The following is a 17,821-nucleotide window of genomic DNA, read 5'->3' on the forward strand; positions in this document are numbered from 1 at the left end:
CGTGGTCCTCGTTAGGAAATCAGTTTTTCAAGTTCATCTGCTGATAAACGATTGAGGGCCTCCAAGGATTTAGCCAAAACATCATGAACGGGCTGCAAATCGGGTTGCAGGGCTTGCACCGCAGCACTGAACGCTGCGAGATCGGCACTGCCGAACAGGCTCGCCAGCGGTATTTCGAAGCCCAGCAGCTCGCGCAAACGCAGCACCACTTGCGTCGCCAGCAACGAATGGCCGCCGAGTTCGAAGAAGTTGTCGCTGAGGCTCACGCGTTCCAGTTTGAGCACTTCGCCCCAGACTTCGGCGATCTGCTGTTGCAGCTCACTGACCGGCGCCACGTAAGCCCCCTGCAACAAATGCGCGTCCGGTTGCGGCAAGGCGCGGCGGTCGAGTTTGCCGTTAGCTGTCAGCGGCAAGCTGTCGAGCAGCAGCAGGTGCGCCGGCACCATGTAATCCGGCAGATTGCCCTTGAGTGCCTGGCGCACTTGATCACGCCATGCGCCCTGCTGCGCCGCGTCCAGCGCTTGCGCGGCGACGATGTACGCCACCAGTTGCACGCCGCCGGCGCCCGGTTGATCAAGCACCACGGCCTGACGAATACCCGGCAAGGCAAGCAACTGCGCCTCGATTTCGCCCAGCTCGATACGGAAACCACGGATCTTCACTTGATGGTCGATCCGGCCGCTGTATTCAATCCGGCCGTCGGCGCAATAACGCGCCAGGTCACCGGTGCGATACAGCCGCGCCCCGTGGGCGCTGAACGGATTCGGCACAAAGCGCAGCGCACTCAGGTCAGCACGATTGAGATAACCACGCGCCAGACCGGCGCCGCTGACGTGCAGTTCACCGATGCAACCCTTGGCCACCGGGTTGAGATCGGCGTCGAGCACGTACCACGACAGATCCGGGATCGGCTCGCCCAACGGGCTGCCGGCAGCGTTGTGCAAGTCGGCCAGGGTCAGTGGCCGGTAAGTCACGTGCACGGTGGTTTCGGTGATGCCGTACATGTTCACCAATTGCGGTGCACTGTCGCCGAAACGGTCGAACCACGGCTTGAGGCTCTTGACCTCCAGCGCTTCGCCGCCGAACACCACGTAGCGCAGCGCCGGTTGCGCGGTCTGCTGCGCATCAGTGGCGACCTGCATCAGTTGCTTGAACGCCGACGGCGTCTGGTTGAGCACCGTGACCTGCTCACGGCAGAGCAACGCGTAGAACTCTTGCGGCGAACGACTGACCGCGTGCGGCACGATCACCAGCCGCCCACCGTGCAACAACGCGCCGAAAATTTCCCAGACCGAGAAGTCGAACGCATACGAGTGGAACAGCGTCCAGCTGTCCTGCGGGCCGAAGTTGAACCAGTGTCCGGTTGCGTCGAACAGGCGCAACACCTGCTGATGCGCGAGCAGCGTGCCCTTGGGTTTGCCGGTGGAACCGGAGGTGTAAATCACGTACGCGAGGTTGTCGCTGTCGACCGTGACGTGCGGATCGGTCGACGGATAACCCGCGCCCTCTTCGCCCAGCAGTAACGTCTGGACGGTATTCGGCAGAGCGACGTGCGCCAGCACTCCCGGCTGCATCAACAGCAGGCTGATGCCGCTGTCCTCGACCATGTATTGCAAACGCTCGGCCGGGTATTGCGGGTCGAGAGGCAGGTAAGCCCCGCCCGCCTTGAGGATTGCCAGCAGGCCGACAATCATCTCCAGCGAACGCTCGGCCGCCAGCCCCACCAGCACGTCGGCACCGACCCCGCGCTCGATCAGCGCATGCGCCAGACGGTTGGCGCGCTGGTTCAACTCCGCGTAGGTCAGCTGTTGCTCGTCCAGGCTCACGGCAATCGCTTGTGGCGTGCGCCGCGCCTGTTCGGCGATCAGTTGGTGCAGGCTGGTGGTCTGCGGGAAGGTCGCGCTGTGGCGGTTCCAGTCCTGCACCACCGACTGTTGCTGTGCAGCATCGAGCAGACGCATGTCACTGATCAGATGCTCGGCCGAGGCCTGGCTGAATTGCAGCAACAGATGCTGCATCTGCCCGGCGATCTGCTCGATCACGTCGGCGCTGAAGTGCTGGCGTGCATAGGCAAATTCCAGCGCCAGGGTCTCACCCAGATCCACCAGCACGGTCAGCGGCAAATTGGTCTGTTCATGGCTCGACACCTGACCGAACCGCATGCCCTGCGGCGCCCCCTGTTCCAAGGCTTGCGAGACCGGGTAGTTCTCGAACACCAGCAAGCTGTCGAACAGGCCTTCACCGCCCTGCCCGGCCCAGCGCTGAATATCGAACAACGGCGTGTGTTCGTACTCGCGCAGTGCCAGGTTCTGTGCCTGCAAGGCTTGCAGCCATGCACCCAGTGCTTGCTCCGGTCGCGCCGCGGCGATCACCGGCAAGGTGTTGATGAACAGGCCTACCTGTTGCTCGACGCCCGGCAATTCCGCCGGACGACCCGAGACTGTCGCGCCGAACGCCACCGCCGATTGACCGGTGTAGCGCTGCAACAGCAACAGCCAGGCGCCCTGCACCACGGTGTTGACGGTGATTTTCTGGCGACGGGCAAACTCGCTCAGACTGCGCGTCTGCACGCTGTCGAGCAATTGCGTGTGGCTGGCGTGGCCGCTGGCCGCGACTTGCGTGCCATCCGCCCAGACCCGCGCCAGCAAGGTCGGCTCATCCAGCAGGCGCAGTTGCGCCTTCCAGAAGGTTTCGCTGGCCTGCGCGTCCTGACGTTGCAGCCAGCCGATGTAATCGCGGTAGCTGCCGACACGGCTCGGCAGCGCTGCACCGCTGTAGCGTTGCAGCACTTCACCGAGCAGCTGCGAGTTGCTCCAGCCGTCCATCAGGATGTGGTGGCTGGTGTAGATCAGCTCATGGGTGTCATCGCTCGTGCGGACCAGCACCAGACGCAACAATGGCGCGCGTGTCAGATCAAAACCGCTTGCGCGTTCGGCACTGGCCAACTCCTCCAGCGCCTGTTCCTGCCCGGCCCGAGTGCGCCAGTCGTGAACACTGAACGGCAACAACGCGTGGCGTTGCACCACCTGCACCGGTTGCTCCTGCTCGCTGGTCCAGATGAACCCGCTGCGCAGCACCGCATGCGCTTGCACGGTGGCTTGCCAGGCGTCGCGGAAGCGCTCGACTTCAAGCCCCTGCACGCTGACGCGCATCTGGTTGATGTAGTCGCCAGTGCCTGCGGCGAACAGGCTGTGAAAGAGCATGCCTTGCTGCATCGGTGACAGCGGATAGATGTCTTCGATGTCCCGGGCGATCAGGCCCAGGCCATCGAGTTGCGCCTGTTGCAGCGTTGCCAGCGGGAAGTCCGACGGAGTGAAACCGCCGCTGTCGGCGCGCAGGCAATGGTCGATCAACGCGCCCAGTTCGGCGGCGTAGTCATCCGCCAGACGCTGGATGGTCGCTTCGTCGAACATCTCGCGACTGAAGCTCCAGTCCAGACTCAATTGGCCGCCATACACCTGGCCGTTGAGCGACAACCAGTTGCTCAGCGGTGCCGTTTCGCTTTGCTCGGCGCCTGCCTTTTCGCTGGCCGGGACGAACAGCGAGCGCTCATCGAACTGGCTGTCGAACTGGCCGAGGTAGTTGAAGGTGATGCGCGGCATCGCTATGCCGCCCAGCGCTGCTTGCGTTTCGGCATCGCCCAGGTAGCGCAAGGCACCGAAACCCAGACCTTTGTTCGGCACATCGCGCAGTTGCTGCTTGATCGCCTTGATCGAGTCGTCGAGGCGGGTTTGCGGAGTCAAGCGCACCGGGAACAGGCTGGTGAACCAACCCACGCTGCGAGTCAGGTCGATGTCATCGAACAGCTCTTCGCGGCCATGCCCTTCAAGTTGAATCGCGGTCGCTGCGTGCCCGGTCCAGCGGCAGATCACTCGCGCCAGTGCGGTCAGCAACAGGTCGTTGACCTGCGTGCGGTAGGCGCTCGGGGCGTCTTGCAGCAGTTGCCGGGTCAGGGTGGTGTCGAGTCGGCTCTGCACGGTGGCCGCATAACGGTTTTGCAGACTGCCCGCCGGGTTGTCGCACGGCAGCTCGGCCAGCGCACCTTGCGCCTGCCAGTAAGCGAGTTCGGCCTGCACCGGCGCGCTCACCGCGTATTCGCGCATACGCTCGGCGAACGCTTTGAAGGCGCTGGTCTTGAGCGGCAGTTGCAGCGTTTGCCCCTGCACACGCTGAGCGTAAGCGTTCTGCAAATCCTCCAGCAGAATCCGCCACGACACCCCGTCGACCGCCAAGTGATGGATCACCAGCAACAGCCGCTGACTGCCATCAGCCATCTGCGCCAGCACTGCGCGCAGCAACGGCCCGTGCTCGATGTGCAGCGAGCGCTGGGCTTTGTCGCACAAGGCTTCGAGCGCCGCAGCATCGGCCACATCGGCCTGCCACAGCACGCTGCTTTGCGCGTCGAATGGCAGGTGCAGCGCGTCCCAACCGTGGGCGGCCGGGGCGAAACTCAGGCGCAATGCATCGTGATGTTCAAGCAACGCCAGCAAGGCTTGCTCCAGCGCTTCGGCGTTCAGCGCTTGCGCAGGCCGCAGCAGCAGCGACTGGTTCCAGTGCGAACGCTCGGCAATCGCCTGAGCGAAGAAATCGTGCTGGATCGGTAGCAGCGGCGTCGCGCCACGCACCGGCCCTTGATCGATCAGCGCCGGCGCCGCGGACTGTCGCGCGACCCGCGCCAGGTCCTGAATGGTTTGATGCTGGAACAGCTCTTTGGCGCTGAAATGAATCCCCGCCGCACGCGCCCGACTGACCACCTGAATCGACACGATCGAGTCGCCGCCAAGTTCGAAGAAGTTGTCGCTGATGCCCACTTGCGCAAGCTTCAGCACGTCTTGCCAGATCGCCACCAGCGCCTGCTCCAATGGATTGCGCGGCGCCAGGTAAGTGGCTTGCGCGGCGCTGAAATCCGGTTCCGGCAAGGCTTTGCGATCGAGCTTGCCGTTGGGGGTCAGCGGCAGTTGCGCGAGGAACATCAACTGCGCAGGCAGCATGTATTCCGGCAGGGTTTCCTTGAGCCAGGCGCGCAGCTCTTGATCCAGCACAGGCGCTTGCGCGTCGCTGACCACATAGCCGACCAGTTGCGTGCCGTGGCCGCTGTCGCGCGCAACCACCACCGCTTCCTGCACATCGGCATGCGCGAGCAGGCGTTTCTCGATTTCGCCCAGCTCGATACGGAAGCCGCGCACTTTGATCTGATGATCGACGCGCCCCAGATATTCGATCTGGCCGTCGACCTGATAGCGCACCAGATCTCCGGTGCGATACAGGCGCTCGCCGCTGGTGCTGAACGGGTTCGGCACGAAACGTTCGGCGCTCAGGTCCGGACGCAGCAGATAGCCCCGGGCAATGCCCGCGCCGGCCAGATACAGCTCACCGACCACACCCAACGGCACCGGTTGCAGGCGCGCGTCGAGGACAAAACTGTCGGTGCCGGCCAGCGGTCGGCCGATGCTCGCTTGGCCACCGGCCTCACGCCGTACATAGGTCGAATAGGTGGTGTCTTCCGACGGGCCATACAGGTCGTAGACGTGTTGCAGCGACGGCTGGCCATACAAGGCGTCCACCAGCACTTGCTTGAGCGGCTCGCCCGCGAGGTTGATGATGCGCACGCCCGGCGGAATCTGTCCGGCCTGGTGCAGCGCGGCAATCGCCGACGGTACGGTGTTGATCAGCGTCACGCGGTCGCGCGCCGGCAAGTCCGGCAGCTCCAGCGCGTTTTGCGCAAGAACGAAGAAACCGCCACCGGCCAGGGTGACAAACAGCTCCCATACCGACAAGTCGAAGCAGATCGAGGTCGAGGCCAACACCCCTTGCAGATCCTGCTGGCTGTACACGCCGTGTGCCCACTGGATCAGCGCCGCCGCGTTGCGATGCGTGATCGCCACGCCCTTGGGTTTACCGGTGGAGCCGGAGGTGTAGATCACGTATGCGAGGTTATCGGCCACGCTGAGCGCCGGCAGGTCAGCCACGGGCGGCAGATCATCCGCTTCGGGCGCCACGACCAACACGCGCAGACCCGGTGTGGCCAACCCCGCCAACTGACCGTCGACACCCACCAGCAACAATGCAGCGTGGCTGTCTTCGAGCATGTAGCCCAGACGTTCGGCCGGGTAGCTCGGGTCCAGCGGCACGTAGGTGCCGCCAGCCTTGAGCACGGCCAGCAGCGCGACAATCATTTCCACCGAACGCGGTAGCGCCACGCCGACCCGCACCTCGGCGCCAACCCCCAATTCACGCAGTTGCAGCGCCAGACGATTGGCCCGGTTGTTCAGTTGTTGATAGCTCAACGATTGCTCGCCGAAGATCATTGCCAACGCCTGCGGCGTGGCGGCGACCTGCGCCTCGACCAGCGCATGAATGGTCTGCTCGGTCGGTTGCGTCAGTTCAAGGCTGTTCCAGTCGGCCATGATCAACTGTTGTTCGGCATGGTCGAGCAACGGCAAATCGCCGATGGCTTGCGACGCTTGAAGGCTCACCGCGCGCAGCACATTCAGCCAGTGGCGCGCGAGTTGTTCGATGGTCGCGGGTTTGAACAGATCGGTGGCGTAAGTCAGCGAGGCCGCCAGACCGTCCGGCACTTCGGCGGTGTCCAGCGTCAGGTCGAACTGCGCCGCAGCGCTGTCCCAGGCAATGCCTTCGATCTGCAAGCCCGCCAACCCGGTCGGCACACGCTGAAGGTTCTGGTGATTGAACAGCACCTGGAACAACGGGCTGTGGCTCAGGCTGCGCTGCGGCTGCACGGCATCCACCAGCTGTTCGAACGGCAGATCCTGATAGGCCTGGGCATCCAGCACCGATTGACGCACCTGTTGCAGCAAGCGGTCAAAACCGTATTCCGGATCGACCTCGGCACGCAGCACCTGAGTGTTGACGAAGAAGCCGATCAGGCCTTCGGTTTCCAGACGATTGCGGTTAGCCACCGGCACGCCGACGCGAATGTCGCGTTGCCCGCTGTAGCGTTGCAGCAAGGTCTGGAACGAGGCCAGCAACAGCATGAACAAGGTCACGCCTTCACGCTGCGCCAGTGCGTTGAGCTGCTGCGCAAGATCAGCCGGCAGCTCGAAGTCGAAGCGCGCACCACGGAAACTCTGCTGGGCCGGACGCGGGAAGTCGAACGGCAATTCCAGCACCGGCTGTTCGCCACCCAGCCGCTCGCGCCAGTAGGCCAGTTGCCGGGCACTTTCACCGTCGTTCATCCACTGGCGCTGCCACACGGCGTAGTCGGCGTATTGCAACGCCAACGGCGGTAACTGCACTTCGTGCCCCTGACTGAAACCGCCATACAAGCGCACCAATTCATCGACCATGATCTGCATCGACCAGCCATCAGAAATGATGTGGTGAGCCGTGATCACCAGCACGTGGTGCTCGCTCGACAATTCGAGCAACAGCACCCGCAGCAGCGGGCCGTTGAGCAGATCGAACGGACGCTGGATTTCGGCTTCCACGCGCGCCTTCAGTTGTGCCTGGCTGGCGTGCGCAGCGAAACGGTCGCGCTCGATCAGCAGCCGCTGGGCCGGGCGGATCACTTGCAGGGTTTGTGCAGGTTCTTCGACGAAGACCGTGCGCAGCGATTCATGGCGTGCCACCAGCGCCTGCAATGCCTGGTCCAGCGCCTCGACATGCAACGCACCGCGCAGATGCAATGCGGTCGGCACGTGGTAGGCGGCGCTGTCGGGTTCAAGCTGCCAGAGGAACCACTGGCGCTCCTGGGCAAACGACAACGCCAGCGGCTGGCCGCGCTCCAGCGCGAGCATCGGCAGCGAATGGCTGGCGCTCAGCTCGGCGCAGGCCTGGGCAAATCCGCCGAGGCTTGGCTGCTCGAACAATACGCGCAACGGCACGTCGAGTTTGAGTTCATGCCGCACCCGCGAAATCACTTGAGTGGCGAGCAAAGAATGACCGCCACGTTCGAAGAACTGATCGGCCAGACCAATCGGCGCGACCTGCAGAACCGCTTCCCAGATGGCCGCCAATTGCTGCTGCAAGAGCGTGGTCGGCGCGACGAACGCGTATTGGCTTTGGCTCATATCGACTGCCGGCAAAGCCCGGCGATCAAGCTTGCCGTTGTTGTTCAGCGGCAGTGCCGCCAACAGCACCAGATGCGCCGGCACCATGTATTCCGGCAGCGCCTGGCGCAGTGCGATTTTGCGCTGTTCAAGCCATGCACCTTGCGCAGTCAGGTCGGCGGCGAACAGTGAAGCATCGCTCGCCACCACGTACGCCACCAGTTGCGCGCCGCCCGGGCCGTCCTGGGCGATCACTGCCGCTTCGCGCACCTGTTCGAGCGCTTGCAGGCAGGCTTCGATTTCGCCCATTTCGATGCGGAAACCGCGAATTTTCACCTGATGGTCAATGCGCCCGACGTACTCGAGCGCCCCCGCCTCGTTGTAGCGTGCCAGATCGCCGCTGCGATACAGCCGCGCACCCGGTTCGCTGGAGAACGGATCGGGCAGGAAGCGTTCAGCAGTCAATCCCGGACGATCAAAGTAACTCTGCGCCAGACAGGCCGCTGCACCGATGCACAACTCGCCGACCCCGCCAGCGGGCAACAATTGCCCCGCCGCATCCAGCACATACAACGCACGGCCCGGCGTGGCCTGACCAATCGGAATGCCGAAGGTGTCGTTGGCATCGTCCAGCGTACATTCGTGGACGCTCGAAACCACGGTCGCTTCGGTCGGGCCATAGGTGTTGAGCAAGCGCACATGGCCAAGCCCCGCCGCGTGCCACAGGCGCAAGCCCTCCACCGACATGGCTTCGCCGCCGACGTGCACCTGACGCAGGTTGCCCAGCCCGGCCACGCTGCCGTTGGCGCATTCGCGCGCCAGCAGATACCAGTAAGCCGCCGGCAAGTCTGCGAGAGTCACGTCGTGAGCGACGATCTCGGCCGCCAACTGGCCGACATCCCACGGCTCGTCACCGCGCATGATCAGCGCCGCACCGACACACAGCGGCGGATAGCACTGCTCGACGAAGCCGTCGAAGCTGAAAGTGGCAAATTGCAGCACACGATCCTCGGCAGTCAGCCGCGAATACTCGGCAGCGGTCTGACAGAACTCGCGCAGCGCGCCATGATCGATGGCCACGCCTTTCGGTTGCCCGGTGGAGCCGGAGGTGTAGATCACATACGCAAGGTCAGCAGCGAGCGCTGTGGATTGTGGATCGCTGTCGGCATAGCCGGCCAGTTCACGTTGCAGATCACCGATGCTCAGACGCGTCAGCGCGTCCGGCAGCGCCAAATCTTGCAGCAGGCCGGTCTCGCACAGCAGCAGATTGAGGCGACTGTCCTCGATCATGTACGCGAGACGCTCGGCCGGGTATTTCGGGTCGAGTGGCACGTAAGCCGCGCCGCTTTTCAGCACCGCCAGCAGGCCGACGATCAACTGCGGGCCACGACGCATGGCCAGGCCGACACGCTGTCCCGGCGCGACGCCGAGTTCCAGCAGACGATGGGCCAGACGGTTGGCTTGCGCATTCAACTCGGCGTAGCTCAGTTGTTGCTCGCCGACTTGCAGCGCCAGCGCTTGCGGGGTCGCAGCGGCTTGCGCGGCAAAACGCTGATGCACCAGCGCGTCACTGCGCAGATGCAACGCCGGCGGCTGGCTGACGGCCAGCACCGCCGCACGTCCAGCGTCATCCAGCAGTTGCAGTGCGCCGAGATGGCTATTCGGCGTCGCGACCATTTGCGCCAGCAGGTGTTGCAGGTTGGCGCTGAGTTGCGCGACTTGCGCGGCGCTGAAACGTGCCGCGTCGTAGCTGAATTCCAGACTGAGGCCAGCCCCCAGCTCGATGCCGAGGGTCAGCGGATAGTTGGTGCGTTCATGGTTGTGCAACTCGCCGAAGGACAACCCGGCCGGCGCGCCGCGCTTGAGCGCTTCGGCCACCGGGAAGTTCTCGAACACCAGCAGGCTGTCGAACAGCGCCGTGCCCTGTTGCCCGGCCCAACCCTGAATGTCGTAGAGCGGCACGTGTTCGAACTCGCGCATGCTCAGGTTCAAGGCTTGCAGTTCGCCCAGCCATTGGCCGACCGGCTGATCCGGCGCTGCGCTGCAGACCATCGGCAAGGTGTTGATGAACAGCCCCAATTGCTGCTCGATGCCCGGCAATGCCGCTGAACGTCCGGCCACCGTCGCGCCGAACGCCACGCAATCCTGGCCGGTATAGCGTTGCAGCAACAGGCCCCACGCCGCTTGCATCACGGTGTTCAGGGTGACTTTCTGCTGGCGGGCAAAATCCGCCAGGCGCTGGGTGCTCGGCACGTCGAGTGCCACGCGATACTCGGCGCTGCCCTGACCGCCCTGCGGCGGACGCAGCGCTTCGGCCAGCAGGGTTGGCGCTGGCAATGGCGCCAGTGCGGTTTTCCAGAACTGCTCGCCGGCACTCGCCGATTGTTGCTGCAACCAGCCGAGGTAATCGCGGTACTGCCCCAGCGGTTTGCCCGGCGCCTGCCCGGCGTAATGCTGAATGACTTCGGCAAGCAACTGCGCGTTGCTCCAGCCGTCCATCAGGATGTGGTGGCTGGTGTAGATCAGGTGCCAATCGTTGGTGCCAGTGCGTACCAGTTGCAGACGGAACAGCGGCGCCGCGCTCAACTCGAAACCACGCGCGCGTTCGGCATCGGCCAGCGCATCGAGGTCGGCATCCGCTTGCTCGATCACCTGCAATTGCAGCTCGACCTGACGATGAATCGCCTGATGCGCGCTGTGCAGACCCAGCCAGTGGAAGCTGCTGCGCAGAATGTCATGGCGCTCCAGCGCCGCTTGCCATGCAGCGGTGAAACGCGTCAGTTCCAGACCCTGAATATCCAGGCGCAACTGGTTGATGTAGGCGCCAACCTGCGGCTCGTACAGGGTGTGAAAGAGCATGCCCTGCTGCATCGGTGACAGCGGGTAGAAATCTTCCATGGCCGACAGGTTCAGCGGCAGTTCCTCCAGCTGTTGCTGGCTGACGCTGGCCAACGGAAAGTCGGACGGCGTCGCCTGCCCGGCCGGGGTTGCGCAGCAATGCTCGATCAGGGTTTTGAGTTCAGCGGCATAGGCATCGGCCAAATGTTGAATGGTCGCCGCGTCGAACATCTGCTCGCTGAAACCCCATTGCAGCGCCAGCTCGCCGCCATACACCTGACCTTCCACCGTCAGCCAGTTGGCCAGCGGCGCGTGTTCGTCCTGGGCCACGCCACTGCGCTCGCGGGCCGGTTCCCACAGCGCGGTTTCGTCGAACTGGCGATCAAACTGGCCGAGGTAGTTGAAGGTGATCCGCGGCGGTGTCAGGGCCGCCAGCGCTTGTTGCGCCGGCGCCTCGCCGAGGTAGCGCAACAGTCCGTAACCGAGACCTTTGCCCGGCACCGCGCGCAGCTGTTCCTTGATCGACTTGATCGAATCCGCCAGGGTTTCGACGGGTTGCAGCTTGACCGGGAACAGGCTGGTGAACCAGCCCACAGTGCGAGTCAGATCGAGTTCATCGAACAGGTCTTCGCGGCCATGGCCTTCGAGTTGAATCAAGGTCGATGGCTGCCCGCTCCAGCGGCAAACCACCCGCGCCAGCGCAGTCAGCAGCAGATCGTTGACCTGCGTGCGATAGGCCGCCGGTGCGGTTTGCAGCAGTTGTCGGGTCAGCGCGCTGTCGAGCTTGACTTCGATTTTCTGGCCGAAGCGGTTTTCCAGGCTGCCATCCGCACGGTCGCGTGGCAGTTCGGCGACCACCGTTTGTTGCTGCCAGTACGGCAACTCTGCACTGAGTTGCGGCGCATATTGATGCAGCTTCTCGGCCCACGCCTGATAGGCGCTGGTGCGCGCCGGCAGCACCACGCCACCGCCGCTTTCCAGTTGGCTGTAGGCCTGCTGCAAATCCTCCAGCAGCACCCGCCACGACACGCCGTCCACCGCCAAATGATGGATCACCAGCAACAGGCGTTGCGTGTGATCGGGCATCTGCACCAGCAGCGCGCGCAACAACGGGCCGTCGTGCAGATCAAGGCTGCGCTGCGCTGCGTCGCACAGAGCGGCCAGCGAATCGTCGCTGTCGGCCTGACGCTGCCACAAACCGGATTCGCTGACGACATCGGCGTAAGCCTGTTGCCAGCCTTGCGCGCCTTGGTTGAAGCGCAGACGCAGCGCGTCGTGCTGGTTGAGCAGTTGGGTCAACGCTCGCTCCAGCAGCGGCGCTTGTAAGGCTTGCCGTGGCGTCAGCAACAACGACTGGTTCCAATGTCCGCGCACGGCCATCGGTTGTTCGAAGAACGCATGTTGCACTGGCGTCAGCAGTACCGCGCCAGTGGCCGGTGCCTGATCGAGCGTGGTGTGCTGCTCGAAGCTCGCGACCAGCGCCAGACTGCGCACCGTCTGGTACTGGAACAGATCGCGTGGACTCAGACGAATCCCCGCCTGCCGCGCGCGGCTGACCACCTGAATCGAGATGATCGAATCGCCGCCCAGCTCGAAGAAGTTGTCTTCCAGGCCGATGCGCTCGGCGCCGAGCACCTGCTGCCAGATCTGCGCCAGGGCGATTTGCATGGCGTCCTGCGGCTCGACAAACGCTTGCTGCACCGCCGCTTCCGGCTCAGGCAAGGCTTTGCGGTCGAGCTTGCCGTTGGCGGTCACCGGCAGCCTGGCCAGCGGGATCAGGTACGTCGGCACCATGTATTCCGGCAGGCTGCCGAGCAGCCAGGCCTTGAGGGTTTGCGGCCATTGCTCATCCGGCGCCGCGTCTTCGAGCACCAGATACGCCACCAGATGTTTGCCACCCGGCACCAGCACCACGGCCTCGCGCACCAGCGGATGTTGCATCAGGCGGGTTTCGATTTCGCCCAGTTCGATGCGCAAGCCGCGCAGTTTGACCTGATGATCGAGACGCCCGAGGTATTCGATCACGCCATCGGCGCGTTGGCGTACGCGGTCGCCGGTGCGGTACAGCCGCGCGCCAGCGTGGAACGGGCACGGCACAAAACGTTCAGCCGTCAGCGCCGGACGCCGATGGTAACTGCGCGCCAGACCGGCACCGCCAAGGTACAACTCGCCCGCCACACCGGCCGGCACCGGACGCAATTGTGCGTCCAGCACGTGAGTGCGCAGGTTGGCGATCGGCTGGCCAATCGGCACGCTGTCGGCGCCTTCATCGACACACGTCCAGTGAGTCACGTCGATGGCCGCTTCGGTCGGCCCGTACAAATTGAACAGCCCGGCCTGCGGCAGTTTGGCGAACACCTGCAATTGCGCATCCAGCGGCAACGCTTCACCGCTGCAGACGATGCGTTTGAGGCTGGTGCAGGCTTCGACGCCCGGCTCGTGAATGAACGCCTGCAACATCGACGGCACAAAGTGCAGCGTGCTGATCTGCTGGCGGTTGATGGTGTCGATCAGTCGCGCCGGTTCGCGATGTTCGCCCGGCGCAGCCACCACCAGCCGCGCGCCGCTCATCAGCGGCCAAAAAAATTCCCAGACCGACACGTCGAAGCTGAACGGGGTCTTTTGCAGCACCGCATCGCTGTGATCCAGCGCATAAGCCTGCTGCATCCAGCACAAACGATTGACCAGCGCGGCGTGGCTGTTGCCGGCACCCTTGGGTTTGCCGGTGGAGCCGGAGGTGTAAATCACATACGCAAGGTTCAGGCTGTGCATCGCCACAGCCGGGCGTGCGTCGCTGTAGCGGTCCAGCCAGTCGGCGTCCTGATCGAGCGTGATCACGTTCACGCCTTGGGTCGGCAGGCGCTCAAGCAGACTGCTCTGGGTCAGCAGCAGCGCAATCGCGCTGTCTTCGATCATGTACGCCAGACGTTCCTGCGGATACTCCGGGTCGAGTGGCACATAAGCGCCGCCAGCCTTGTGGATCGCCAGCAGACCGACGACCATTTCAATCGAACGCTCAAGCGCGATGCCCACCAGCACATCCGGCCCGACACCCTGCTCACGCAGCAGATGGGCCAGCTGATTGGCACGGGCATCCAGTTGCGCATAGCTCAACGCGACGTCGCCAAACACCAGCGCCGTGGCATCCGGCGTGCGCTCGGCCTGGGCTTCGATCAGCTGATGCATGCAGTGTTCGGTCGGGTAGCTCTGGGCGGTGTGGTTCCAGTCGTGCACCAGCACGTTGAGTTCATCCGCATCCAGCAGCGGCAATTCGCCGATGCGCTGATCGGGGTCGCCGACCATCGCCTGCAACAGCCGCGTCCAGTGCCGCGCCATGCGTTCGATGGTCGAGGCGTCGAACATGTCGCTGGCGTACGTCAGCGCCGCGCGCAGCTTGCCGCCCTGCTCATAGGTGTCGAGGGTCAGGTCGAATTGGGTGGTGCGGCTTTGCCAGTCGAGCGCACTCAGTTGCAGGCCCGAAGCGGTGCTCAACGCGGAAACGTCAGCAACCTGCGGCTGGTGGTTGTACATCACCTGGAACAGCGGCGTGTGGCTCAGGCTGCGTTCAAGCTTGAGCGCTTCGACCAGCCGCTCGAACGGCAGATCCTGATGCGCCTGCGCACCCAGCGCGGTGTCTTTGACAGTGCGCAGCAGATCGGCGACGCGCGTCTGCCCGTCCAGCTCGGTGCGCAACACCTGGGTGTTGACGAAGAAACCGATCAGGCCTTCGACTTCGGCACGGTTACGGTTGGCGATGGGCACGCCGACGCGGATATCGTTCTGCCCGGTGTAGCGATGCAGCAACACGTTGAACGCGCCGAGCAACAGCATGAACAAGGTGATGTTGTGCTGGCGGGCAGTGCTGCGCAGTTGCTCGGCCAGTTCGCCATCGACGGCGAACTCATGGCGCGTGCCGCGATAGCTGGGCATCGCCGGGCGCGACTGATCGGTAGGCAATTCCAGCACCGGGTGTTCATCACCCAGACGCGCCTGCCAGTACTCCAACTGCCGCGCCTGCTCACCCGCCTCCAGCCAGCGCCGCTGCCATAACGCGTAGTCGCTGTACTGGATCGGCAACGCCGGCAACTGCGGCTGAACGCCAGCCTCATGCGCGTCGTAGCAACGGGTGAACTCGTCGATCAGCACGTTCATCGACCAGCCATCGGAAACGATGTGGTGCAGGGTCAGGAGCAGGACGTGCTCCTGCTCGCCAAGGCGCAGCAATTTCACCCGCAGCAACGGGCCTTGCGCCAGATCGAACGGCAACACTGATTGCTGCTCGACTTCGCGCACCACTGCCTGCTCGCGGGCCTCGTCCGGCAAGTCGCGCAGATCAACCTGCTCGACGCGCAACGGCGTGCTGGCGGGCACTTGCTGCAAACTTTCATCGGCTTGACGCACGAACACCGTACGCAAGGTTTCGTGACGCGCCACCAGACTGGTGAAGGCCTGCTCGACCGCCTCGGCGTTCAAGCGCCCCTTGAGGCGCACCGCGCTCGGTAGGTTGTAGGCGCCACTTTGCTGATCCAGCTGCCAGAGAAACCACATGCGCTGCTGCGCATAAGACAACGCCTGACGATCCTCAGCCTCGACCCCGGCCGGAATCGGAAACCGTGAAAAATCCACCCCTTCCTTATTCAGGGCAGCCAGGAACATCTGGCGCTTTTCCAGGGGCAACCCGATAAACCGGCGAGCGAGTTTCAAGGAGTCTTCAGCATTCATTTCTTGGCATCCGGATCAGTAGGCTGGCAGCCACAAAGGCACGTCGTCCCTATAAAACGAATGCACACCGGAAAAATTAGCGATTGAGAACAACTGTCAGGCGGGAGGTAAAACGAGGCTTTGCAAACCACACAACCCCTTGTAGGAGCTGTCGAGTGAAACGAGGCTGCGATCTTTTGATTTTTCAGGATCAAGATCAAAAGATCGCAGCGTGCCGCAGCTCCTACAGGGACCGGGTGGTGTTCAGGCGGTTTCGGGGATTGCGTGCCGGCGATGATGGATATCCAGATGATCTTTGATCAGGCGCAACACCTTGGCTTCGTGCTCATGAATGAAGAAGTGCCCGCCGGCGAACATGTCCACGGAAAAGCTGCCACGGGTTTCCCGGCTCCAGCCGATCAACTGCTCGGTGGTCGCGCGATCCGTGGTGCCGCCCAGCACATGCACCGGGCAATCGAGCAATGGCCGCTCGACGGGGTGGTGGCTGCCGCACAACAAAAAATCGGCGCGCAGGATCGGCAGGGTCAGGCTCATCAATTCTTCATTGGCCAGCGCTTCGTCGCTGGTGCCCTGCAAGCCGCGCAGTTGCTCCAGCAACTCAGCGTCACTCTTGGGTCGCGCCAGATCGCGGTCATATTCATCGCGCAGACTCGGCGCCGCCGTGCCCGAAGCAAACAGCGCCACCGGCGGCGGACAACCCATCGCCCGCAACGCATGTGCCAGCTCGATGGCCAGCAACGCGCCCAGGCTGTGGCCGAACAAGGCATACGGCGCTTTCAGCGAACCGCGCAATTCCCTGGCCAGTTGCTGCACCAGCGCCTGCATGTCGGTCTGCAATTCTTCATCGAAACGCATGCCGCGTCCCGGCAACTCCACCGGCTGCAACTTCAGCCACTCCGGCAGTTTGCGCCGCCAGCGGCTGTACACCATTGCGCTGGCCCCCGAATACGGCAGGCACAGCAGTGTCAATTGAGTCACCGCACTCACCTCACAAAAGTCATATTGCTTAGAGAACGCGCGAGCGCGGCTGAAAGTTAGCGGCGCCGGTAAATTTTTCACTAAGCGGTACGTTTCCTGTTCACGCCAAAACCTGAACAAGAGGCAACGCCGTGGACCTGCAGACGATTCTGGGCAAGCTGTTCGCCAATGCTGGCGCAGTCGGTATTGAAGGGGTCTTTCAATTCGTGTTCGGCCCGCATCAGGCCTACTGGTCCGAGATCAAGACCAGCAGCCGCACCGAGGCCGGGCGCCATGCCAGTCCGGACGTGACGATTGAGGTGGCGGAAAAGGATTTTCTGGGAATCATGGCCGGCATCGCCAACGTCGAAGAGCTGTTCGCCAGCGGACGCCTGAAGATCGCAGGCAACATGGGCCTGGCGACGATGCTGCCGCAGATCATCGACCATGCGCGTCACGGCGCCGCACCGGTGGAAAAGGTCGACATGAACAAGCGCTACCCGACCCCGCCCCGGGTCAGCGAGCGCGTGAGCGCCAGCCTGCCGACCCAGACCGTGGTCGAGCGGCACGCGCGCAGCGAGCTGTCCGTCGACGAGTTCAAACGCCGCTACCTGCCCAACGGGGTACCCGTGGTGATCCGCGATGCCTTGCATGACTGGCCGCTGTTCAAGCTCAGCCGCGAAGAGTCGCTGGTGCATTTCGCCGAACTGCAAGGGATCACCCGGCACGGCGATTACGTGAAGAAAACCTTTTCCACCGAACGCGATTTTCGCTCCACGTCCATGGCTGATTTCATCGCCTCGCTGGACAGCCCGGCGGCCAAAGGCGCGGACGGCGAGCCGCCGGCGTACATGGGCAACAACATCCTGCCCGCGCAATTGATGGAGCAGATCAAGTACCCGCCCTACTTCGACGCTGCGCTGTTTATCCCGCCGCGCATCTGGATCGGCCCCAAAGGCACGCTGACGCCGCTGCACCGCGATGACACCGACAACCTGTTCGCGCAGGTCTGGGGCCAGAAAAAATTCACCCTCGCCGCGCCGCACCACCGTCAGGCGCTGGGTACGTGGTCGACCGCGCCGCAAGGTGGGCTGGACGGTTGCGACTTCAACCCGGATGCACCGGATTATCAGCGCTTCCCGCTGGCGCGCAACGTCACGTTCCTGCGCGTGACGCTGGAGGCCGGGGATCTGCTGTTTCTGCCGGAGGGCTGGTTCCATCAAGTGGAATCGGTATCGACGTCGCTGTCGGTGAACTTCTGGGTGAACTCGGGACGGGGTTGGTAAAGAAGATCA

General features: G+C 63.5%; 3 protein-coding genes. 1 reads left to right on the forward strand and 2 read right to left on the reverse strand.

The window, feature by feature from the left end:
* Nucleotides 1-11: 11 nt before the first annotated feature.
* Nucleotides 12-15,569, reverse strand: a complete 15,558-nt coding sequence (locus tag ACOI8A_RS03805) for a non-ribosomal peptide synthetase (protein WP_420651331.1) — start codon at nucleotides 15,567-15,569, stop codon at nucleotides 12-14.
* 243 nt (nucleotides 15,570-15,812) lie between these two features.
* Complete coding sequence (locus ACOI8A_RS03810) at nucleotides 15,813-16,547, reverse strand: thioesterase II family protein (protein ID WP_420648755.1); 735 nt, start codon at nucleotides 16,545-16,547, stop codon at nucleotides 15,813-15,815.
* A gap of 131 nt (nucleotides 16,548-16,678) precedes the next feature.
* Between ACOI8A_RS03810 and ACOI8A_RS03815 the strand changes: the two genes are divergently transcribed.
* Nucleotides 16,679-17,812 carry a cupin-like domain-containing protein gene (locus ACOI8A_RS03815; RefSeq protein WP_420648756.1) on the forward strand — a complete coding sequence of 378 codons (1,134 nt, stop codon included), beginning with the start codon at nucleotides 16,679-16,681 and terminating at the stop codon, nucleotides 17,810-17,812.
* Nucleotides 17,813-17,821: the final 9 nt, after the last annotated feature.

Source organism: Pseudomonas sp. P4795 (assembly GCF_048822895.1).
Taxonomy (GTDB): domain Bacteria; phylum Pseudomonadota; class Gammaproteobacteria; order Pseudomonadales; family Pseudomonadaceae; genus Aquipseudomonas.

Bases quoted from the DNA above. Each gene is read 5' to 3' on its own strand.
- ACOI8A_RS03805 (WP_420651331.1), bottom strand. From the start codon at position 15,569: ATGAATGCTGAAGACTCCTTGAAACTCGCTCGCCGGTTTATCGGGTTG.